This window comes from Rathayibacter tritici (assembly GCF_002932875.1).
GTDB classification, from domain to species: Bacteria; Actinomycetota; Actinomycetes; order Actinomycetales; family Microbacteriaceae; genus Rathayibacter; species Rathayibacter tritici.
This window is the reverse complement of the sequence record NZ_PSWS01000003.1, coordinates 39656-59945: the sequence shown is the minus strand read 5'-3', so window position 1 is coordinate 59945 and position 20290 is coordinate 39656. Positions and strand designations below refer to the sequence as shown.

The following is a 20290-nucleotide window of genomic DNA, read 5'->3' as shown; positions in this document are numbered from 1 at the left end:
GCACGACACGATCAAGGAGGATCCGTGAGAACACACGTAGACACCGCTCCACAGGGGCGGTTGCGGCTCAGACTGCTGGCCACGGCCGCGCTGACCGCACTGCTGGTGGCGCCGTTCGCCGCCCAGACCTCGACAGCGGCCGAGACGGAGCTCGTCGTCAACGGCGGTTTCGAGAACGGCACCGCGAGCTGGTTCGTGAACAACGGCAACGCCGCCGACTCCGGAGTCATCGCCACCACGGCGGACGCCCGCACCGGCGCTGCGGCCGCGAAGGTCAGCTCCCGCACCACCACCGGATCCGGGGCGATGCAGGACCTCAGCGGCAAGGTCGTCGCCGGGCAGACCTATCAGGTGAAGGCGCAGATCAAGTACGACGCCGCCGCGAGCCCCGCGACCAAGCAGTTCTTCGCCACCATGCACTACGGCGGAGGCTCGTACACGAACCTCGCGAGCGTCACCGCGACGAAGGGCCAGTGGGCCACGATCAGCGGATCGTTCACCGTTCCTGCCGGTCAGAGCGTCGCCACCACGCGACTCTTCTTCGAGACGCCGTGGACGGCGACTCCGTCCGCGGCTCCCGAGACGCACCTGATGGACTACACCCTCGACGACGTGTCACTGGTCGGAGCGGCACCGCCCGCGCCCGCCTCGCGCACGATCGAGGTCGTCGGCAAGCTGCCGGGCGATCACAACCCGCTCATCGGCTGGAAGTTCGGAGCCGACGGCTTCGGCTTCGTCGAGAACGGCCGCGTGTACATGTACATGACGAACGACACCCAGGGCTACTCGCCGGATCCGGCTACCGGCGTTTCGGCGGGGATCGACTACGGCAAGATCAACCAGATCACCGTGATCTCCTCGGATGACCTCGTCAACTGGACCGATCACGGCGAGATCCAGGTCGCCGGCTCCTCCGGAGTCGCTCCCTTCACGGGCAACTCGTGGGCACCGGGCATGGCCAAGAAGACCGTGAACGGAGTCGAGAAGTACTTCCTCTACTACGCCAACGGCGGCGGCTCCAGCAACGTGATCACCGGTGACTCGCCGGTGGGCCCGTGGACCAGCCAGCGCACCTCCACGCTCATCAACGCGTCCACTCCGGGCGCCGAGGACGTCGCGTGGAAGTTCGACCCGGCTCCGCTGGTCGATGACGACGGACAGGGCTACCTGTTCTTCGGAGGCGGACCCGCCTCGACCGCGCTCCCCGCGGCCGAGCGCTTCAACAACCCGAAGAACATCCGCGTCATCCAGCTCGGTGACGACATGATCTCGACCGAGGGCACCTCCGCGGTCGTGGATGCGCCCGTCGCCTTCGAGGCGGCTCAGGTCTTCGAGCGCGAGGGCAAGTACTACCTCTCCTACTCCTCGCACTTCGGCGGCAACGACTTCGGCGGCAATCAGACCCGCGTGCCCGGCTATCCGGGCGGCGGTGAGATCGGCTACATGATCTCGGACGACCCGATGTCGTGGCCCAAGGAGGCGTACGCCGGCGTGATGTTCCCGAACCAGAGCCAGTTCTTCGGAGCAGGCACCGGCGGCAACAACCACCAGTCGGTCTTCGAGCTGGGCGGCAAGTACTACTTCACCTATCACGCCCCCACCCTCAACAAGCGGATCAACGGGAACACCACCCAGGGGTACCGCAGCCCGCACATCCAGGAGCTGCAGTTCACGGCCGACGGCACGGTGCAGCAGGTGGTCGGCGACTACAAGGGCGTCGACCAGGTGAAGGACTTCGATCCGTACCGCACCTTCCCCGCCGAGACCATCGGCTGGAGTAAGGGCATCGCCACCGCGCCGCTGGGCACCCCCACGGCCGGAGCGACGCAGAACCTGGTGCTGAAGGACCTCGACAACGGCGACTGGACCGCCCTCTCGGCCGTCGACTTCGGCGACACCGGAGCGGCGACGTTCACCGCTCGCGCCAAGGCTCTGCAGGCCGGCGGCTCCATCACGATGCGCCTCGACTCCGAGACCGGACCCGTCGCGGGCACCGTCCCGGTGACCGGGACGACCGGCGAATGGACCGACGTCAGCGCCGCGCTGACCGGGGCGACCGGAGTGCACGACGTGTACTTCAGCTACTCCGGACCCACCGGTGACCTGTTCGAGCTCGACACCTTCGCCTTCACCGAGGGCGAGGCCGCACCGGCGCTCGAGGTCACGGCCGCCGCCGCCACCCGCTGCATCGTGGGCAAGGCGATCCTCACCGTGCAGGCGACCAACCAGTCGGACGAGACGGTGTCGGTCACGATGACCTCGCCGTACGGCACGAAGACGGTCGCCTCGGTGGCCGCCGGCAAGACCGTGTCGCACGCCTTCACCACCCGTCAGGCCGACCTGGCCGCCGGTGCGGTGACGGTCGCCGCCTCCGCGACGATCGAGGGGAAGGCTGTCTCCACGCAGGTGAGCGCACCGTACGCGGCACGCCCCTGCTCGTAACGGGCTGAGCATCTCCGGCTCGCGGAAACGTGTTCGGCTCGTGGGAGTGGACACCTTCCGCGAGCCGGACGTGTTTCTGCGAGCCGGAGGTGGTCGTGGCGCGTCTGCTGGCCCGGCGCTGGCGCGTGCCGTGAGGCGGACTACGGTCGGTCCGTGACTGCCTTGCTACTCGTGACCGGAGCCACCGTCGTCTGGGCGTTGACCCACCGCAGGCTGCGGAGACTCGCTGTCAGCGGGCCTCTCCTGATGACGCTGCTCGGTGCCGTCGCCGGCTGGTTCGTTGTGGGGGAGAGCGTGCTGTTCCTCGACTCGCACGCAGCTCTTCTCGGTGCCGAGGTGATCCTCGCTCTCCTGCTCTTCGTGGACGCGGTCGACGTCAAGGGCCCCCCTCGCGCGGTGCTCACTGCTGTCCCGTTGCGGCTGTTGCTCATCGCATTGCCGCTCTCCCTCGCCTGCATCCTCGCCGTTGGTCTGGCCCTTCCCCTCGGGCTCTCGGTCCCCGTCGTGGTCGCCATCGCCTGCATCGCGACACCGGTCGACTTCGCACCGGACCTGTCGATCGTCCGAGATACGCGAATCCCCGCCAGGGTCCGGCGCTGGCTCAGCATCGAGAGCGGCTACAACGACGGCCTCGTCGCACCGGTGTTCCTCGCCGCTCTCGCTCTGGCCGCCGGGTCGGCCCAGCCCGGACATGACGCCGTCGACGCGTTTCTCACCGCGGCGCCGGCCGGCCTCGTCGCCATCGTCGTCGGGGCCGTGCTGGGCGTGGTCGCCGGGCGGCTTTTCCGTCTCGCGCGATCAGCGGGATGGGCGGACGGTCAGAGCATCCGGATCGGTCTGCTCGCGCTGCCTGTGCTGACCTTCGCCGCCGCGGTCCCGGTCGGCGGCAACGGCTTCGTCGCCGCCTTCGTCTGCGGCATCGCTTTCCGGCTGGCCCGGGGTCGCGGGTGGGACGACCACGTGGAGATACCGCTGGTCGAGGATGTGACCTCGTTCCTGACCCTGCTGCTGTGGTTCACGTTCGGGATCGCCGCGATCATCCTCGTCACCGGCTACCGGGACTGGTGGCCGGCGTTTTTCCTCGCATTCTTCGCGTTGACGGTCGGCCGCATCGTTCCTGTCCTGATCGCCCTGCTGGGGACGAGGGCCACGCGGAAGGAGCGCCTGATCATCGCCCTCCTCGGGCCGCGCGGTGCGGCGTCGATCGTGTTCGCTCTGATCGCGGTCAACGCGCTCTCCGCCGAGGAGGGCCTGGACGTCCTGGCGGCCACCAGCTTCGTCATCGTCGGGAGCCTGCTCCTGCACGGAATCGGCGGCCCGGTTCTGATCCGTCGGCTGTATGGCGACAGCGCTCACTCCCTGCGCCAGACGACGTCCTCGCCGGCCAGCTCGTAGAACTCCTTGCACAGCCCGGTGTCGATCCGGCGAGGAACTGCGGGAGATCCGAGACGGCGAGCGTGAGAACCGGTCATCGAGGAGAACGTGCGACCTGAGACGGGCGCCGCCGTCGGCCGGGGGCCGCCTGCTCTCGACGCGCCGACGCCGCGGTCCTACAGTGGCTCCGACGGCGCTCGCGTCCTGCTGAGACGTCGACGGCACCGTTGCCGAGCGGAGGGAAGAGGATGCCCGCACCCGCACCCGAGAACGCGGCGGATCTGCGCTCCTTCCACCAGATCCTCCTCAACACCGCCGTCGCGAACGTGACGACGAGCTTCCTCTGGTTCGCCCTCACCTTCTGGGTGTACCTCGAGACGCGATCCGTGCTCGCGACCGGCATCATCGGCGGCGCCTACATGCTGCTCATCGCGATCTTCGCGATGGCCTTCGGCACGATCGTGGACCGGCACCGCAAGTACCGGGTGATGCTGGTCGCCGGAGCGGTCACGCTGGTCTCGTTCGGCGTCTCCGGCGGCCTGTATCTCGCCCTCCCCGAGGCCGCGCTGCTCGACTTCGGCGGTGCGTGGTTCTGGCTGTTCTCGGGCACGATCCTCTTCGGCGCCGTGATCGAGAACATGCGCAACATCGCCCTCTCCACGACCGTGACGCTGCTGGTGCCGGTCGAGCGGCACGCCCGCGCGAACGGCCTGGTCGGCACCGTCCAGGGCCTCGCCTTCGTGGTGACGAGCGTTTTCAGCGGGCTGTCCATCGGCCTGCTCGGCATGGGGTGGACGATGGCGATCGCGATCGGCGCGTCCGCTGCCGCCCTTGTGCACCTGCTGTTCCTGCGCATCCCGGAGGAGAAGCCCGCAGCGGAGGGAGGCCGGGCGCCACTGATCGACCTGCGCGGCAGCATCACCGCGGTGCGGGCGGCGACCGGCCTGTTCGCGCTGATCGTCTTCTCGACATTCAACAACCTGATCGGCGGCGTCTACCTGGCGCTGATGGACCCGTACGGGCTCGAGTTGTTCCCGGTCGAGCTGTGGGGAGTCGTGCTCGGCGTGACGGCGACCGGATTCGTCATCGGCGGACTGCTGGTCGCACGGTTCGGGCTCGGGCGGAACCCGATCCGGACGATGCTGCTCCTCGTGGCGGCGATGGGTCTGATCGGCGCGGTCTTCACGCTCCGCGACTGGTGGTGGCTCTACGCGGGCGGCATCTGGATCTACATGACGCTGATCCCCGCCATCGAGGCCGCCGAGCAGACCGTGATCCAGAAGGTTGTGCCGTTCGAGACCCAGGGGCGTGTCTTCGGCTTCGCCGCGGCATGCGAATCGGCCGCGGCTCCGGTGACCGCGTTCCTCATCGCGCCGATCGCCGAATTCGCGCTCATCCCGTATATGGAGTCGCCCGCCGGACGGTCGGCGTTCGGCGGGCTGCTCGGCGACGGAGTCGGCCGGGGGATCGCCCTTGTGTTCCTCGTCGGGGGAGTGATCATGATCGTGGCGGCCTGCGCGGCGCTGCTCACGCGGCCGTACCGGATAATCTCGGCGCAGTACCTTCGGGAGGAGTCGTCTGCCGGTGCGCCCGCGGAGTCCGGGGACGGGGGGATCCGCGCGGCTGTCGGTCCCGCCGACGCTCCTACTCCCGCTCGCGCTCCCGAGGAGAGCGCGTCCGACCAGCACCGCTGAGCGCCGCCGGCCGCCGCGACATCCGCCGGACGCCCGTCAGTGCCCGCGCGCGATCCACTCCTCGCGGTGCGGCGCCTCCGCTCCGATCGTCGTCGAATCGCCGTGGCCGGTCCGCACGACGGTCTCGGCGGGCAGCGTCAGCAGGCGCTCGGTGATCGACTCGATGATCGTCGGGAAGTCGCTGTACGAGCGGCCGGTGGCTCCGGGTCCGCCCTCGAAGAGCGTGTCACCCGTGAAGACCGTGCCCAGCGCCTCGGCGACGAAGCAGACGGCGCCGGGCGTGTGACCCGGGGTGTGCCGCACCTCCAGGTCGACGCCGGCGACCGTCACCACGTGCCCGTCGATCAGTGCGCCGCTCGGTGCGGTGTCGGGGTGCACGGCGTCCCAGAGCATCCGGTCACCCTCGTTCAGCAGCACCGGGGCGCCGGTCGCGGCCCGCACGCCGTCGACGGCATTGAGGTGGTCGACGTGGCCGTGGGTCAGCAGCACGGCGAGGAGGCGGCGCTCGCCGACGGCCGCGACGATCGCCTCCGCGTCGTGGGCGGCGTCGATGACCACGCACTCGGAGTCATCCCCGACGATCCACACGTTGTTGTCGACGTCCCAGGTGCCGCCGTCGAGGCTGAAGGTGCCGCTGGTGACCAGCCGGTCGATCCGCGCGCCCATCAGAGCACCACCACCGAGCGCAGCACGTCGCCGCCGGCCATCGTGGCGAAAGACCGCTCGATGTCCTCGATCCCGATCCGCTCGCTCACGAACTCGTCCAGCGGCAGGCGGCCCTGGAGGTAGAGGCTGGTCAGCATGGGGAAATCGCGCTCGGGTAGGCAGTCGCCGTACCAGCTCGACTTCAGCGAGCCGCCGCGGCCGAAGACGTCGAGGAGGGGGATCTCGAGCATCATCTCGGGGGTCGGCACCCCGACGAGCACCACGGTCCCAGCGAGATCGCGGGCGTAGAACGCCTGGCGCCAGGTCTCGGGGCGGCCCACGGCGTCGATCACGACATCCGCTCCGAACCCGTTCGTGAGAGCCTGCACCGCCGAGACGACGCCCGCCTCGTCGAGGCCGCTCGAGTCGATCACGTGGGTGGCGCCGAGCCTCTGGGCAGCGGCCAGCTTCTTCGGGTCGCGGTCGATCGCGATGACCGTGCCGGCGCCCGCGAGGGCCGCACCGACGACAGCCGCCGTGCCGACTCCGCCGCAGCCGATGACCGCGACGGAGTCGCCGCGCCCGACGTTCCCGGTGTTCATTGCGGCGCCGAGGCCAGCCATGACACCGCAGCCGAGCAGGCCCACCGCCGCGGGGTCCGCCTCCTGGTCGACCTTCGTGCACTGCTTGGCGTGCACGAGCGTCTTCTCGGCGAACGCGCCGATCCCCAGCGCAGGGGTGAGCTCGGTGCCGTCCGTGAGGGTCATCCGCTGGGTCGCGTTGTGAGTGTCGAAGCAGTACCAGGGCTCGCCGCGCGTGCAGGCCCGGCACTCGCCGCAGGCCGCGCGCCAGTTGAGGACCACGACGTCGCCGACCGCGACGTGGCTGACTCCCTCGCCGATCGCGCTGACCCGTCCGGCCGCCTCGTGTCCGAGCAGGAACGGGAAGTCGTCGCTGATCCCGCCCTCCCGGTAGTGGACGTCGGTGTGGCAGACCCCGCAGGTCTCGATGTCGACGACCGCCTCGCCCGGGCCCGGGTCGGGGACGACGATGTCGACGAGCTCCACGGGAGCGCCCTTCGACCGGGCGATGACGCCGCGCACAGTGGTGGGCATGGGGCTCCTTCGACGGGGGCGTGCAGGTCCGATCCACAGTAACGACCACCGGATGCGGATGCGCGGGGTGGACAGCGCTCTCGCATTCCGGGCTCGGGTCTACCCTGATCAGATGCGCGCGGACGACGCCTCCGGAATGGAGGACTGGCCCACCGGCCGGCTGCTCGCCACCGCCTCCCGGATGGTCGAGCACGCCTGGCACGGCGCCCTCGCCGAGATCGGCCTCACCCACGCGGGCCTGGTCGTGCTGCACCTGCTGCAGGCCGGCCCCGTCGCGCAGAAGGAACTCGCTGCTGCGGCGCACGTCGAGGTGCAGACCATGTCGCGCACCATCGAACGGCTCGAGCGCGAGGGCCACGTCTCGCGCACGACGGATCCCTCCGACCGCCGCCGCCAGCTCGTCGCACTCACCGACGCCGGCGGCGAGGCGTGGCGCCGGGCGCACCGCCTCGAGGTCGACATGTTCCCCGGCGCCCTCGAGCACGGCCCCCTGCGCGAGGCGCTGCTGGAGATCATCCGCTCGGCCAGCGAATCCCGCTGGGGCTGATCGCAAGCCCGAGCGGACCCTCGTGGCGGGCGCTAGTTTCGACGGCATGACCTTCAACGACGACTCCCGGCTCAGCGGCGGCAAGGTCCGCCGCCGCGGCCGTACCACCGGCGTCGCGGTTGGCGGAGGTGCGGTGGGGGTCATCGTGCTCGCGCTGCTGTCGCAGCTGCTCGGCGTCGACCTCTCGAGCCTCGGCGGCCTTGTCGGAGGCGGCTCCTCGCCCGAGGGCGTCACCAGCACCGCAGTCGCCTGCGACAGCGGCGCCGACGCCAACGCCCAGGTCGACTGCCGCCTCGAGGGCGCCGCTGAATCGCTCGATCGCTACTGGGGGACCGCGACCCAGGCCCTCGGAGTCGCGTACCGCACCCCGACCGGCGTCGACCTCTTCGAGGACCAGACCGCCACCGGCTGCGGGAGCGCGAGCGCCGCGGTCGGTCCGTTCTACTGCCCGCCGGATCAGACGATCTACCTCGATACCGACTTCTTCGACGAGCTGCGCACCCGGTTCGACACCTCGGGTGGATCGCTCGCGCAGATGTACATCCTCGCCCACGAGTGGGGCCACCACATCCAGAACCTGACCGGGGCGATGGAGTCGGCGGACCGCTCTGGCACCGGCCCCGCGTCGGACTCGGTGCGCCTGGAGCTGCAGGCCGACTGCTTCGCCGGCGCGTGGGTCGGTGACGCCTCGACCGTGCCCGACGACACCGGGACGCCCTATCTCCGGCCGGTCACCGCGCAGGAGTACCAGGACGCGCTGGGCGCCGCTGCTGCCGTCGGCGACGACCGCATCCAGGAGCAGGCCACGGGCACCGTCGACCCGGAGGGATGGACGCACGGATCGGCCGAGCAGCGCCAGCGCTGGTTCCAGGCGGGCTTCGAGGGCGACGCCACCAGCTGCGACACCTTCGCCGCCGCGCAGCTCTGACCCGTCGGCGCTGCCACCCCGCCGGCCCGCGTACACCCCGCCGTCCCCCGTCCGATGTGCAGGTACCCGTCCGATGTGCAGGCCCCCGTCCGATGTGCAGGCCCCCGTCCGATGCGCAGGCCCCCGTCCGATGTGCAGGACCCGGTCCGATGTGCAGGACTTCCGCCGAAGAGAGCGCTCTCCTCCGCAGATGACCGCCCTGGTCGGAGAGAGTCCCCTGCGAATCGCACGGTCTCCTGCGAATCGCACGGTCTCCTGCGAATCGCACGGTCTCCTGCGAATCGTACGGTGTCCTGCACATCGCACGGTCACCCGGCGACGCCCCCGCCCCCGCCCTCAGGACACGGACTCGGCCGGTTCCTCCATGAACCATTCCGTGAACGAGCGTGCGCGCCCGTCCGGCGCGAAGCGGATCACCCACAGAGTCAGGTAGGTCCGGTCGCCCGGGTACACCGTGCGCGCCTCCACCACCGCGGTCTCCTCCGTCAGCGCGACCAGCCCCCATGCGAACGTCGGATCGGCGGGCTCCTCCTCCGCCAGCCACCACTCCACGATCGCGTCGCGCGGAGTGATGGCGTCGCGGTGCGGCGCCGTGAAGTACTCGGCGTCCTCCGTGAACAGTGCAGCCACGTCGGCCGCGTCGTCCGTGGCCCAGGCCTTCTCGTAGCCGGCGATCCAGCTCTCGATGTCGATCATCCGCCCATCCTCGTCCTGCCCGGCGCGCGCCGGAAGGAGCCCGCGGGAACAAAGACGCCGGCACCGACGTTGTGTCCCGAGCCGGAGGAAGGCTGAGCCGAGCGATACGTTCCCGCCGACGACGGCCCGCCCGCCGCTGCGGTCCGGGTGCGCGTCCGCCGCCGATGTGAAGGACCGCCGTGCCCGACTCCGACAGACGCGCCCTGACCCGCTCACCGAATCCGCGCCTCATCACCGCCGTCCTCGCCTTCGCGGGCATGAGCGCCTCCTTCATGCAAACACTGGTCGTCCCGATCCAGTCCGAGTTGCCGACCCTGCTCGGCGCCGACCGCACCGAGACCGCGTGGGTGATCACCGCGACACTGCTGAGCGCCTGCATCCTGACCCCCGTCTCGGGCCGCCTCGGCGACCTCTATGGCAAGCGCCGGATGGCCGTGGCCGCGCTGGTCGTGCTCGTGATCGGCTCGGTCGTCTGCGCCTTCGCGGGCGATGTCTGGACGCTGGTCGTCGGCCGCGCCCTCCAGGGCGCCGTGACGGGTGTCATCCCGCTCGGCATTTCGATCCTCCGCGACACCCTGCACCGCGACCGGCTCCCCGGCGCGATCGCCCTGGTCAGCGCGACGTTGGGCATCGGCGGGGCGCTCGGCCTGCCACTCAGCGCCGTCATCGCGCAGAACACCGACTGGCATGTGCTGTTCTGGATGTCCGCGGGTCTTGGCGTCGTCGACATCGCCCTCGTGTTACTGGTCGTCCCCGTGTCGACTCTGCGTTCGCCGGGCACCTTCGACGTGGTCGGCACGATCGGACTCGCGATCGGGCTGAGCGGCGTGCTGATCGCGGTCTCCCGAGGCAACGATGCGGGCTGGACCAGCCCCGCGATCCTCGGCTCCGGCCTCGGCGGGATCGCCGTTCTGCTCCTCTGGGGCTGGTTCGAGCTGCGGCAGGAGAGTCCGCTCGTCGACCTGCGGGTGGCCGCCCGGCCCGCCGTGCTGTTCACCAATCTCGCCTCTGTGGCGGTCGGCTTCGCCTTCTTCGGCGCGCAGATCACGCTGCCGCAGCGCCTTGAGCTGCCCGCGGCCTCGGGCGTCGGCTTCGGCCTGAGCCTGATCGTGGCCAGTCTCGTGCTCGCGCCCTCCGGCCTGGCGATGATGGCGACCTCGCCGGTCGCCGCCCGCCTCTCGGCGCAGTCCGGGCCGCGGCTCGTGCTGATCGCCGGCTCCGCGCTGATCGCCGTCTCGTACCTGCTGATCCTCCCCTTCGGCAGTGAGGTCTGGCAGATCCTGGTGATCAACGCCCTCATCGGCGTCGGTCTCGGCCTCGCCTACGCTGCGATGCCCACGCTGATCATGCACGCCGTCCCGGCCTCAGAAACCGCTGCCGCGAACGGCCTCAACTCGCTGATGCGCACCCTCGGCACCACCCTCTCCTCCGCCGTGACCGCTGGCGTGCTCGCGCAGCTGACGGTTCCGGTCGGCGGCGTGCAGCTGCCGAGCCCGCAGGGCTTCGAGACCACGTTCGTGATCGGGGCGATCGGAGCGGCGGTCGCCGTCGCGCTCGGTCTGCTCATCCCGCGGGCGCCGCGCCCGGACGCGCGACCCGCTCTGCCCTGACCGTCCCGCACAACGTCAGCTGAGAGCCCTCGTCATCCACCATCGTGGATGAGACCCACTCTCAGCTGACGTTGTGTCGCCCGTTACTCGCTCTCGAGCAGCATCTGCTCGATCTGCAGCTCGCGCAGCCGGGTCGAGGTCTGCAGGTGCTCGCGCGCGGTCAGTACGAGGCGGCACAGCAGCACCAGCAGCACGATCGCCAGGATCGCGACCGCCGTCACGACCACTCCGTACAGTGCGGTCAGGACACCCCAGGTCTGGATCATCCTCCGACGCTACGGAGCCGCACCCGCCCTCGCGTCCCCCTCACGACAGGCCGCGAACGCCCCGCGGTATACCCGTGCCGGATGCGTCGCCGGCAGCTCGTCCGTGCCGAACAGCTTGCGGCGCAGGGTGCCCTCTGCGTACTCCGTCTGAGCGAGGCCGCGCTCGCGCAGCACCGGCATCACCCGGTCGACGAACTCCTCATAGCTACCCGGCAGGATCCAGTTCACGACGTTGATCCCATCGATCCCCGCGTCCCGCCAGCCGGCCAGATGGTCGGCGATCTGCTCGGGTGTGCCGACCACGCGGCCGCGGAGCTTCGCCGAGAGTCGCGCCAGGTCGCGCACCGTCGGCTCGCGGTCGGGCGACGCGTCGCGGATCCACTGCAGGTGGCTCTGGCCGGCGTAAGTCTCGATCGCCGAGAGCGGCAGGTCGGGGTCGAGCTTCTCGCCGGTCGCCGGGTCGAAGCCGAGGTTCGAGTGCACCAGGAACGCGTCGGAGGAGAGGTACTCGTCGATCTCGCGCTCGGCCCGCCGGGCCTCCTCCTCCGTGTCGCCGGTGATGAAGGAGAGGCCCAGGTAGAAGGAGGGAACGCCCCGCTCGCGTCCGGCCGCCACGGCCAGGGAGCGCGTGTCCTCGATCAGCTCGCGGGTCTTCTCCGGTGACCCCGAGAAGACGAACTGCGCCTCGGCGTTGCGCGCCGCGAAGCGTCGACCCGCGGGAGAGGACCCGGCCTGGAAGAGTACGGGCGTGCGCTGCGGCGAGGGAGCCGAGAGGTGCGGCCCCTGCACGCGGTAGCGCTTCCCGACGTGGTCGATGCGGTGGATGCGCTCCGGATCGGCGAAGGAGCCGCTCTTGTCGCGCAGGAGCGCACCGTCATCCCAGGAGCCCTCCCACAGCTTGTAGACCACGTCGAGGTACTCCTGTGCCCAGGCGTACCGTTCGTCGTGCTCCTCGAGGCGGTCGTAGCCGAAGTTGCGGGCCGCGCCGTCCAGCGCGCTGGTGACGATGTTCCAGCCGATCCGACCCTTCGAGAGGTGGTCGAGCGTCGAGACCTTGCGGGCGAAGTCGAACGGATGCGCTTGCAGCACCGAGCTCGTGAAGGCGAAGCCCAGGTGCTCGGTGCTCACCGCCAGGGCCGAGAGCAGCACCGACGGATCGTTGCTGGGCAGCTGCAACCCCTCGCGGGCGTTGATGTCCCAGTCGCCGTCGGCCGGACCGTAGAGCCCGGCGACGTCGGCGAAGAACATCGCGTCGAACCGGCCGCGTTCCAGCGTCCGGGCAAGATCGATCCAGAGCTGCACGTCGTCGAAGTCGTGCTGCCGCGCGTCGGGGTGGCGCCAGAGCCCGTGCTGGATATGGGAGGCGGTGTTCATGACGAATGCGCAGAAGCGGAGGGGGTGGGGCTCGGTGATCACCCTCCCAGGCTAGGCCGGGCGCTTCCCATCGGGTCCGAATGTGTCCGCGCGTAGGGTGTCCGACTGTGGAATCCCCCATCCCCGACCCCGCGACTGCCGTCCCTGCGCTGACGGACGCCGTCGCGGAGGCGCTGGACGCCAGCACCGTCGCCGAGATCCGCGCCCTGCGGGACGATTTCGCGCGGTTCATGCTCCAGTACAAGTTCGGGATGGACGAGATCGTCACGAAGGTGTCGATCCTGCAGGAGGAGTTCCGCGAGTTGCAGGAGTACAACCCGATCGAGCACGTCACGAGTCGGCTGAAGTCGGCCGACAGCCTGATCGAGAAGATCGAGCGCAAGGGCTGCGAGACGACTTTCGAGGGGATCGCCGGCGCGATCACCGACATCGCGGGCGTGCGCATCACGTGCAGCTTCGTCTCCGACGTCTACCGCGTCTTCGACCTGCTCACCTCGCAGTCCGATGTGACGGTGCTCGACGTGAAGGACTACATCGCCGAGCCGAAGGAGAACGGCTATAAGAGCCTGCACGCGATCGTGGAGGTGCCGGTGTTCCTCTCGGGCGGATCGGTGGACGTCTGCGTTGAGGTGCAGTTCCGCACGATCGCCATGGACTTCTGGGCGAGCCTGGAGCACAAGATCTACTACAAGTACGACCGGCAGGTGCCGCAGGAGCTGCTCGACGGTCTCGCCGGCGCGGCGCGCACGGCCGCCACCCTCGACGCCGACATGGAGCGCCTGCACCGCCAGGTCCGCGGCGAGTTGCCGGGGGCGCGCACCTACGACGTGTGAGGCGGGCGCGGCCTAAGGGGTCAGCAGTGGCAGCAGCGCCAGCAGCAGCACCGCGGAGCCGTTCAGCGTCGCGTGCGAGACGATCGCCGCGCCGAGACGCCCGGTGAGCGTCGCGATCCAGCCGTGAGCGAGCCCCGCGACGACCGTCGTCACGCCGAGCGTCACGACCGTCGCCGGGTTCATCATCTGGTGCCCGTGCAGCAGAGCGAAGACCGCGGTCGACGCGACGATGCTGAACACCATCGCCCACACCCGGAGCCCCCGGGAGGGCCGCGCCGACCGGGCGCTACCGCGCAGCATCCGGTTGCGCACCGCCCGCATCACGACGCCGCGGCAGAGGACCTCCTCGACCACCGGCGCGACGACGACCGGGATCAGGACCGAGCTCAGCACGAACCACAGCGGGTCGGGGTCGATGTCGAGGTTTCCCTGCGCGTCCTGGAGGAAGGGAGCGAAGGCGGCGAGCACCACCAGGATCACGAAGCGCACGCCCAAGCCGAGCCCGATCCCGATCGGCACATCGACCCAGCGGAAGCGCAGACCGAAGTCGGCCGCCATCGTGCCCAGCCCGCGCAGTCGCGACGCGGCGAACGGCACGATCATCGCGACGAGGTAGCTCGCGAGCGCTCCCGCGACAGCGAACACGGGGGAGTAGGGGAGCACGCCGAATCCGAAGAGCAGGATGAGGACGGCCAACGGCAGGACGATCCCGACGATCGTGAGCACGGCGGTCGGCAGGCCCCAGCGCACCCGCGGGTCGGGCAGGTAGAGGAGGGAGGAGTAGGGCGCCTCGATGGAGGGTCGCGGCTCGGCGGGCGGCATTTCGCCGACGGGCCGGCCGGTGTCCGCCGCGTCGAACGGCGCTCCCGTCGGTGGCGCGAACCGCAGAGCGTCCGGCGCGGACGATGCCGGCGGCGGCGCGGAGTCGGGCGCGAGTGTCGCGGGATCGGGCGGCGGGAAAGCGGCGGGTTCCATGACTGGGCCAGCCTACGCAGGCCGCCTGGACGCCGTCCGGCGCACGCCCGGTCGTGCTGCGGTCGAGAAGAGGTCCCGCCCGGCGGCCGGAGCGCACTCTCGGAGAACGGCGATCTTCCCGCGAAGGCCTCCGGATACGAAGAGACCCCGCTCGGGAGAAGCTCGGGAGAAGCTCGGCGGGGCGAGGCGATCGCGTCCGCTTCGGTGGAGGACTCCTCACAGTCTCCAGAGGATCCGGGCTGCTCGCACGGAGGCGTCGAGACCGACTCGATAGCCCACGGCGACGGCTTGGACGGTGGTGGGACGGATGTCGCACGGCCGGAGTCGGTAGACGAGACGGAACCGCGGCCGCGGTTCGCGCGGGTCACGATCGAAGGAGGAGCGGCGGCGGCGCCTCCGCGCGCGGAGATGCCGACACGCGGGCACATCCGGATACGAAGAAACCCCCGCCATGTAGAAGCTAGGCGAGGGTTCCCGTGGCTCCGACGGGCGTCGATCCCGTGACCTCACGATTTTCAGTCGTGCGCTCTACCAACTGAGCTACAGAGCCGTTGCGGCGAGACGCCGCCGGAGAGGTGATCTCCTGAAAAAGGCCCTTCCTCTCGGAAGGGCCCCTTTGCGACCCTGACGGGACTTGAACCCGCGACCTCCGCCGTGACAGGGCGGCACGCTAACCAACTGCGCTACAGGGCCTCGTTGCGAAGACCAGCATACTGCCTTCGAGGCTGTTGAATTGTCACGCCCCGACCCTCTCGAGCCGGTGCACTTGCCGGTAGTACTGGACCCACCCGTGACCCCAACGGGATTCGAACCCGTGCTGCCGCCGTGAAAGGGCGGTGTCCTAGGCCACTAAACGATGGGGCCGGGAGCTCGCGGGCGACCCTGCGGCCGACCCCCATCACTACCGACACGCAAGCATAGGGGGACGCGGCCCCGGATGCAAAATCGATGCTTCCGCGGGTCGTGTGCACCCCGTCCGGGGTCGACCCGGGTCTAGGAGATCGGGCAGGGCCGCGGTTAGGGTGGGGCGGAATCGATCTTTCTCTCTTTCCGCGAGCCGGCGCCGCACCGCCGTGGACGGAGATCCCCCAACCCCGAGGTCCCATGCCCTACTTCCTGCGCCGTCCGCGTTCCGCCCGCTCTGAAGGCGCGCCGCGACTCGGGCGACTCCGCGGTGCGGCACTGGCCTCCGCGGTGCTCGCTCTCGTCGCCGGCCTTCTCGTCGCCACTCCCGCCCAGGCGGTCGACTACCCGACCTGGGCCGATGTTGAGGCGGCGAAGGGCGACACGGCCGCGGCGGCCGCTCAGGTCGACCGGATCACGTCGCTCATCAGCGACCTCCAGGGCCAGGTCGCCGCCGCCCAGCAGCTCGCGCAGCAGCGCGGCGATGAGCACTTCGCGGCGCAGCAGGCGTTCGACGAGGCTTCGGACGAGTCGACGAAGCTCGAGGACAGGGCCGCCGCCAGCGCAGGGGAGGCGGACAAGGCTTCGCAACAGGCCGGCCTCCTCGCCGCTCAGCTCTACCGCAGCACCGGCACCGACCTCTCCGTCAACATCTTCCTCGACCAGCAGGCGGGCCAGGCGGACCAGCTGCTGTCGAAGATCGGCAACATGACCAAGCTGGTCGAGCGCTCCTCCGCGATCTACGAGCAGGCCAGCACGGCTCGCAACACCGCCTCCTCCCTTGCCGCTCAGGCTGAAGTCGCGAAGGCCGAGCGCGAGCGGCTCCGTATCGCCGCCGAGCAAAAGCTCGCCGAGGCGACCGCGGCACAGGAGGCGTCCGAGGCGGCGCTGGCCGAGCAGCAGCGGCAGAGCGTCGTGCTCGAGCAGCAGCTCGCCGCGCTCCGCGACACCGAGTCGAAGACCATCGCCGACTACGAGGCCGGCGTCGCAGCCCGTGAGGCGGAGCGCCAGCGTGTCCTCGCGGAGGAGGCGGCGGCGCGCGAGGCCGCGGCACAGGCGGAGCGCGAGCGTGCCGCCGCCGCGCGGGAGTCGAGCGGTGGCGGCTACAGCGCCTTCTCCGGGGCGAGCTCTTCGAGCGCGGTCAGCGACTCCGGCTGGGTTCGACCCGCCAGCGGCCGCATCAGCGGCACCTTCGGCCCGCGCGACAGCATCTCGACCGGCGGAGGGTCCTCAGGGTCCTTCCACCGCGGCACTGACCTCGCTGGCGGGTGCGGCATCCCGATCTTCGCGGCGCACAGCGGCACCGTCACCTATGCCGGGCCCAACGGGACCTACGGCAACTGGGTGCTGATCGATCACGGGAGCGGCATCAGCACCGGCTACGCGCACATCATGCCCGGTGGGATCTACGTGGGCGTCGGCGATCAGGTCCAGGCGGGCCAGCAGATCGCCGCAGTCGGAACGACCGGGGCCTCCACCGGCTGCCACCTGCACTTCGAGACCCGCGTCAATGGCTCCGCCGTCGACGCACAACCGTTCATGGCACAACGAGGAGTCACCCTTGGCTGACGCACAGACGACCGCCCGCACCTTCACTCCCGCGCCCCGGGAGCGCGCCTGGAAGGGACGCCTCCCGCTCGCGATATCCGCCGCCTTCGCGGTCACGGCGGTCACCGCGTCCCTCGGCATCACCCCCGCCCTCGCCGAGGACGCGAAGTACCCCTCGTGGGACGACGTGCAGAACGCCAAGAAGGACGAGGCGAGCAAGCAGGCCGAGATCGACTCGATCACTGGCCTCATCGCGAACCTCCAGTCCGCGGTCGACGAGAAGTCGATCACGGCGATGAAGAAGGCCGAGGCCTGGCGCCAAGCCAAGGAGGCCCTCGACGCTGCCGCGAAGTCCGTCTCGGATCTCGAAAACAAGGCGACCATCGCTTCCGCCAAGGCGCAGACCTCGAAGATGCGCGCCGGCCTGCTCGCCGCGCACCTCTCCCGCGCGGCCGGCAGCGACCTCTCCGCGAGCCTCGTCGCCAAGGGCAAGGACGCGGGCGACCTGCTGTACCAGCTCGGTGCGATGTCGCAGCTCTCGGGGCAGTCGCAGAAGGTCTACGCCGACGCCCTCGCCGACAAGCAGAACGCGGAGTCGTTGGGCGAGCAGGCCGATCGGGCCGTCGCCGAGCACCAGCGGCTTTCGGGCGAAGCCGACGCGGCCCGCAAGGACGCCGACGCCGCAGCCGAGTCCGCCCGTGCCTCGCTCGCGGCTCAGGAGGAGAAGTCGAAGGAGCTGGTCGCCCAGCTCGCGCTGCTCAAGGACTCCACGGTCGAGGCCGAGACCCAGTACCTCGCGGGCGAGCAGAAGCGCCAGGCGGACGAGGCCGCGGCTCAGGCGCAGGCCGCGCAGGCCGCCGCGGAGGCCGCCGCGCAGGCTCAGGCTGCCGCGCAGGCTCAGGCTGCCGCGCAGGCTCAGGCCGCCGCCGAGGCTCAGGCTGCCGCGCAGGCTCGGGCCGCCGCGGAGGCCCAGGCTGCCGCGCAGGCTCGGGCCGCCGCCGAGGCCCAGGCCGCCGCGCAGGCTCGGGCCGCCGAGGACGCCCAGTCCGCCGCCCGCTCCGCGCAGCAGCCCTCCGAGCCGTCGCAGGCCGCCGCTCCAGCCCAGCCCAGCCCGGCCACGTCCCTCCCGCAGCCCGCCGCTCCGCAGCCCGCCCCCGTTCCGGCTCAGCCGGCCGCGCAGCCCGCGCCCCAGCAGCCCGCGCAGCCGCTCCCGCAGCCGGTGGCCGCTCCGGCCCTGGTGCCGCAGGGCAACGCCGTCGAGAACGCGATCTCGTACGCGATGGCGCAGCTCGGCGAGGAGTACGTCCTCGGCGGCATGGGCCCGGACCAGTGGGACTGCTCGGGCCTGACCAAGGCGGCCTACGCCTCCTCGGGCATCTACATCGGCACCCACTCGGCGACGAATCAGTACAACACGATGGCGAGCGTCGGCAAGCTCGTTCCCTACAGCCAGCGCCAGCGCGGTGACCTGATCTTCTGGGGCGGCGGCGGGGACTACTACCACGTGGCCATCTACCTCGGGAACAACCAGATCCTCGAGGCCGCCGACTACGGCAAGCCCGTGCGCATCTGGAACACCTGGGGCTCGCCCGCCGGCATGGTCGGCCGCCCGGCCGCCTGAGCCGCTTCCTGTCACGAGAGAACCCCCTCCTGTCGAGTCGACGGGAGGGGGTTCCTTCGTAGGTGCGAGGGGTCAGTGGCCCTCTTCGGCCAGCTTCTTGATGCCGTCCTGGACGATCTGCTCCGCCTCGGCGGCGTCGCCCCACGCGTCGACCTTCACCCACTTGCCGGGCTCCAGGTCTTTGTAGCGCTCGAAGAAGTGCTTGATCTCGTTCTTGGTCTGCTCCGGGACATCGCCGATGTCCTGAATGTGCTGCCAGCGCGGGTCCTTCGCGGGGACCACGATCACCTTCGCGTCGGAGCCGGCCTCGTCGCTCATGTTGAGCACGCCGACCGGGCGGACCGAGACGCCCACGCCGGGGAAGACGGGGTACTCGAGCAGCACCAGTGCGTCGACGGGGTCGCCGTCGAGGCCGAGGGTGTTCTCGAAGTAGCCGTAGTCCGTCGGGTAGACGAAGGAGGTGAAGAGCACGCGGTCGAGGTACACGCGACCGGTCTCGTGGTCGACCTCGTACTTGTTGCGGCTCCCCTTGGGGATCTCGACGACGACGTCGTATGCGGCCATGCTCTCTCCTTGAGTCGGTGGCGCCGTGAGCGGCGCATCGGCGGACGGATCGGCCTCCGGAACGCTCGCGCGGGTGCGCGCACGGGAGGGGCGGATCGCTGGCATTACGTTACTTGATGTGCCCGATCGCCCCCGCCTGACTCCCGTTGTCGCCGATCTGCGGCGGGCGGTGCGCGCGAGCCTCGACGGGCTCGAGCCCGCTGCGCTGGTACTGGTCGCGCTGAGCGGGGGAGCGGACTCGCTCGCGCTCGCGGCGGCTGTCGCCTTCGAGGCGCCTCGCGGCGGCCGGCGGGCAGGCGCGGTGATCGTCGATCACGGGCTGCAGGAGGGGTCGGCCGAGGTCGCGCGGCGGGCGGCCGAGCAGGCGCACGGGCTGGGGCTCGCTCCGGTGCTGCGCGAGGTGGTGACGGTGTCGGCCGAGGGTGGTCCGGAGGCGGCGGCCCGCACCGCGCGCTACCGGGCCTTCGACGACGCGCGGGCCGCGACCGGCGCCGCCGCGATCCTCCTGGGCCACACCCTCGACGACCAGGCCGAGACGGTACTGCTGGGCCTGGCCCGCGGTGCCGGTGCCGCCTCGCTGCACGGGATGGCGCCGGTCAGCGGACCGCTGCGGCGACCGCTCCTGGGCCTGCGCCGTGAGCAGACCCACCGCGCCTGCGCCGACCAGGGGCTGACCCCGTGGGACGACCCGCACAACGACGACCCCCGCTACTCGCGCGTGCGGGTGCGGAGCCGGGTGCTACCGGTGCTCGAGGACGAGCTCGGGCCGGGGGTGGCGCAGGCTCTGGCGCGCACGGCCGAGCAGCTGCGGGAGGACGGCGACGCGCTGGACGCGCTCGCCCTGGACTGGGCGCTCGAGCTGGTCGGGCAGGACGAAGCGGGGCACGTCACGGTGGACGCGCGCGGGCTGGCGGCCGACCCGCCGGCGCTGCGGCAGCGCATCATCCGCCTGGTGGTGGCCAACGAGTTCGGAGTCGCGCTCTCGCGCGCGCAGACCCTGGCCGTCGCCGCCCTGGTCACCGACTGGCACGGCCAAAGGGGCGTCGACCTCCCCGGCGTCCTCGCCACCCGCTCCGGCCCCACCCTCGTCTTCGCCCCCGCGCCGCACCCCTCCTAATCCCTCTCCGCGAGATGCCACTTATGCGCCCGACACGC

The 20290-nt window shown here is 70.7% G+C and carries 17 protein-coding genes and 3 tRNA genes; 10 read left to right on the top strand and 10 right to left on the bottom strand.

The window, feature by feature from the left end; genetic code table 11:
- The first annotated feature begins 24 nt into the window (after nucleotides 1–24).
- The 3 genes from C5D07_RS01250 (at nucleotide 25) to C5D07_RS01240 (ending at nucleotide 5510) form a co-directional block, all read left to right on the top strand.
- Nucleotides 25–2442: a family 43 glycosylhydrolase gene (locus C5D07_RS01250; RefSeq protein WP_211286305.1), complete on the top strand. Its 2418-nt coding sequence runs from the start codon at nucleotides 25–27 to the stop codon at nucleotides 2440–2442.
- A 153-nt stretch (nucleotides 2443–2595) separates the two neighbouring features.
- The gene (locus C5D07_RS01245; protein ID WP_068255703.1) at nucleotides 2596–3837 is read left to right on the top strand and encodes a cation:proton antiporter domain-containing protein; all 1242 of its coding nucleotides are present in this window, start codon (nucleotides 2596–2598) and stop codon (nucleotides 3835–3837) included.
- A gap of 227 nt (nucleotides 3838–4064) precedes the next feature.
- Entirely contained in the window at nucleotides 4065–5510 is a 1446-nt protein-coding gene (locus C5D07_RS01240) for an MFS transporter (RefSeq protein WP_104258441.1), read from the top strand.
- A gap of 36 nt (nucleotides 5511–5546) precedes the next feature.
- Here C5D07_RS01240 and C5D07_RS01235 read toward each other — a convergent pair whose 3' ends face one another.
- Nucleotides 5547–6176: an MBL fold metallo-hydrolase gene (locus C5D07_RS01235; protein WP_104258440.1), complete on the bottom strand. Its 630-nt coding sequence runs from the start codon at nucleotides 6174–6176 to the stop codon at nucleotides 5547–5549.
- Nucleotides 6176–7270 carry an S-(hydroxymethyl)mycothiol dehydrogenase gene (locus C5D07_RS01230; protein ID WP_104258439.1) on the bottom strand — a complete coding sequence of 365 codons (1095 nt, stop codon included), beginning with the start codon at nucleotides 7268–7270 and terminating at the stop codon, nucleotides 6176–6178. Before C5D07_RS01230 ends, C5D07_RS01235 begins: the two co-directional genes overlap by 1 nt.
- Before the next feature lie 112 nt (nucleotides 7271–7382).
- Here C5D07_RS01230 and C5D07_RS01225 point away from each other — a divergent pair, with 112 nt between their 5' ends.
- Nucleotides 7383–7817, top strand: a complete 435-nt coding sequence (locus C5D07_RS01225; protein WP_068257680.1) for a MarR family winged helix-turn-helix transcriptional regulator — start codon at nucleotides 7383–7385, stop codon at nucleotides 7815–7817.
- A gap of 46 nt (nucleotides 7818–7863) precedes the next feature.
- Nucleotides 7864–8745 carry a KPN_02809 family neutral zinc metallopeptidase gene (gene ypfJ / locus C5D07_RS01220; RefSeq protein WP_068255697.1) on the top strand — a complete coding sequence of 294 codons (882 nt, stop codon included), beginning with the start codon at nucleotides 7864–7866 and terminating at the stop codon, nucleotides 8743–8745.
- A gap of 336 nt (nucleotides 8746–9081) precedes the next feature.
- Here ypfJ and C5D07_RS01215 read toward each other — a convergent pair whose 3' ends face one another.
- Nucleotides 9082–9441, bottom strand: coding sequence for a nuclear transport factor 2 family protein (locus C5D07_RS01215; RefSeq protein WP_068255695.1), 360 nt, complete (start codon nucleotides 9439–9441; stop codon nucleotides 9082–9084).
- 179 nt (nucleotides 9442–9620) lie between these two features.
- Between C5D07_RS01215 and C5D07_RS01210 the strand changes: the two genes are divergently transcribed.
- The gene (locus C5D07_RS01210) at nucleotides 9621–11051 is read left to right on the top strand and encodes an MFS transporter (RefSeq protein WP_237358191.1); all 1431 of its coding nucleotides are present in this window, start codon (nucleotides 9621–9623) and stop codon (nucleotides 11049–11051) included.
- Nucleotides 11052–11134: 83 nt separating this feature from the next.
- Here the strand turns inward: C5D07_RS01210 and C5D07_RS01205 are convergent, their stop codons facing one another.
- Both C5D07_RS01205 and C5D07_RS01200 read right to left on the bottom strand, forming a co-directional pair.
- Nucleotides 11135–11317, bottom strand: a complete 183-nt coding sequence (locus C5D07_RS01205; protein WP_068255693.1) for a hypothetical protein — start codon at nucleotides 11315–11317, stop codon at nucleotides 11135–11137.
- A 9-nt stretch (nucleotides 11318–11326) separates the two neighbouring features.
- Complete coding sequence (locus tag C5D07_RS01200) at nucleotides 11327–12691, bottom strand: LLM class flavin-dependent oxidoreductase (protein WP_104258452.1); 1365 nt, start codon at nucleotides 12689–12691, stop codon at nucleotides 11327–11329.
- Between the two features lie 230 nt (nucleotides 12692–12921).
- Between C5D07_RS01200 and C5D07_RS01195 the strand changes: the two genes are divergently transcribed.
- Nucleotides 12922–13524 (top strand): GTP pyrophosphokinase, encoded by a 603-nt coding sequence (locus C5D07_RS01195; protein ID WP_237358285.1) that lies wholly within the window; start codon nucleotides 12922–12924, stop codon nucleotides 13522–13524.
- 12 nt (nucleotides 13525–13536) lie between these two features.
- Here the strand turns inward: C5D07_RS01195 and C5D07_RS01190 are convergent, their stop codons facing one another.
- The 4 genes from C5D07_RS01190 to C5D07_RS01175 all read right to left on the bottom strand — a co-directional run bounded on the left by C5D07_RS01190 (nucleotide 13537) and on the right by C5D07_RS01175 (nucleotide 15363).
- Nucleotides 13537–14499: a CPBP family glutamic-type intramembrane protease gene (locus tag C5D07_RS01190; RefSeq protein ID WP_068255691.1), complete on the bottom strand. Its 963-nt coding sequence runs from the start codon at nucleotides 14497–14499 to the stop codon at nucleotides 13537–13539.
- Between the two features lie 477 nt (nucleotides 14500–14976).
- A tRNA-Phe gene (locus tag C5D07_RS01185) sits at nucleotides 14977–15049 on the bottom strand.
- Between the two features lie 69 nt (nucleotides 15050–15118).
- A tRNA-Asp gene (locus C5D07_RS01180) sits at nucleotides 15119–15192 on the bottom strand.
- Between the two features lie 98 nt (nucleotides 15193–15290).
- A tRNA-Glu gene (locus tag C5D07_RS01175) sits at nucleotides 15291–15363 on the bottom strand.
- A 240-nt stretch (nucleotides 15364–15603) separates the two neighbouring features.
- On the opposite strand from C5D07_RS01175, the gene C5D07_RS01170 reads away from it, so the two are divergent.
- Nucleotides 15604–16971 carry a M23 family metallopeptidase gene (locus C5D07_RS01170; RefSeq protein WP_104258438.1) on the top strand — a complete coding sequence of 456 codons (1368 nt, stop codon included), beginning with the start codon at nucleotides 15604–15606 and terminating at the stop codon, nucleotides 16969–16971.
- On the top strand, nucleotides 16964–18571 hold the full coding sequence (locus C5D07_RS01165) for a C40 family peptidase (protein ID WP_104258437.1): 1608 nt from the start codon (nucleotides 16964–16966) through the stop codon (nucleotides 18569–18571). Before C5D07_RS01170 ends, C5D07_RS01165 begins: the two co-directional genes overlap by 8 nt.
- A gap of 72 nt (nucleotides 18572–18643) precedes the next feature.
- Here the strand turns inward: C5D07_RS01165 and ppa are convergent, their stop codons facing one another.
- On the bottom strand, nucleotides 18644–19135 hold the full coding sequence (gene ppa, locus C5D07_RS01160; protein WP_068255683.1) for an inorganic diphosphatase: 492 nt from the start codon (nucleotides 19133–19135) through the stop codon (nucleotides 18644–18646).
- Nucleotides 19136–19253: 118 nt separating this feature from the next.
- On the opposite strand from ppa, the gene tilS reads away from it, so the two are divergent.
- Nucleotides 19254–20252, top strand: coding sequence for a tRNA lysidine(34) synthetase TilS (gene tilS / locus C5D07_RS01155; RefSeq protein ID WP_104258436.1), 999 nt, complete (start codon nucleotides 19254–19256; stop codon nucleotides 20250–20252).
- The last annotated feature ends 38 nt before the right edge of the window (nucleotides 20253–20290 follow it).

Coding starts and splice junctions, on each gene's coding strand:
- C5D07_RS01200 (WP_104258452.1), bottom strand. CDS start 12,691: ATGAACACCGCCTCCCATATCCAGCACGGGCTCTGGCGCCACCCCGAC.
- C5D07_RS01190 (WP_068255691.1), bottom strand. CDS start 14,499: ATGGAACCCGCCGCTTTCCCGCCGCCCGATCCCGCGACACTCGCGCCC.
- C5D07_RS01170 (WP_104258438.1), top strand. CDS start 15,604: ATGCCCTACTTCCTGCGCCGTCCGCGTTCCGCCCGCTCTGAAGGCGCG.
- C5D07_RS01240 (WP_104258441.1), top strand. CDS start 4,065: ATGCCCGCACCCGCACCCGAGAACGCGGCGGATCTGCGCTCCTTCCAC.
- ppa (WP_068255683.1), bottom strand. CDS start 19,135: ATGGCCGCATACGACGTCGTCGTCGAGATCCCCAAGGGGAGCCGCAAC.
- C5D07_RS01230 (WP_104258439.1), bottom strand. CDS start 7,270: ATGCCCACCACTGTGCGCGGCGTCATCGCCCGGTCGAAGGGCGCTCCC.
- ypfJ (WP_068255697.1), top strand. CDS start 7,864: ATGACCTTCAACGACGACTCCCGGCTCAGCGGCGGCAAGGTCCGCCGC.
- C5D07_RS01215 (WP_068255695.1), bottom strand. CDS start 9,441: ATGATCGACATCGAGAGCTGGATCGCCGGCTACGAGAAGGCCTGGGCC.
- C5D07_RS01225 (WP_068257680.1), top strand. CDS start 7,383: ATGCGCGCGGACGACGCCTCCGGAATGGAGGACTGGCCCACCGGCCGG.
- C5D07_RS01205 (WP_068255693.1), bottom strand. CDS start 11,317: ATGATCCAGACCTGGGGTGTCCTGACCGCACTGTACGGAGTGGTCGTG.
- C5D07_RS01235 (WP_104258440.1), bottom strand. CDS start 6,176: ATGGGCGCGCGGATCGACCGGCTGGTCACCAGCGGCACCTTCAGCCTC.
- C5D07_RS01195 (WP_237358285.1), top strand. CDS start 12,922: ATGCTCCAGTACAAGTTCGGGATGGACGAGATCGTCACGAAGGTGTCG.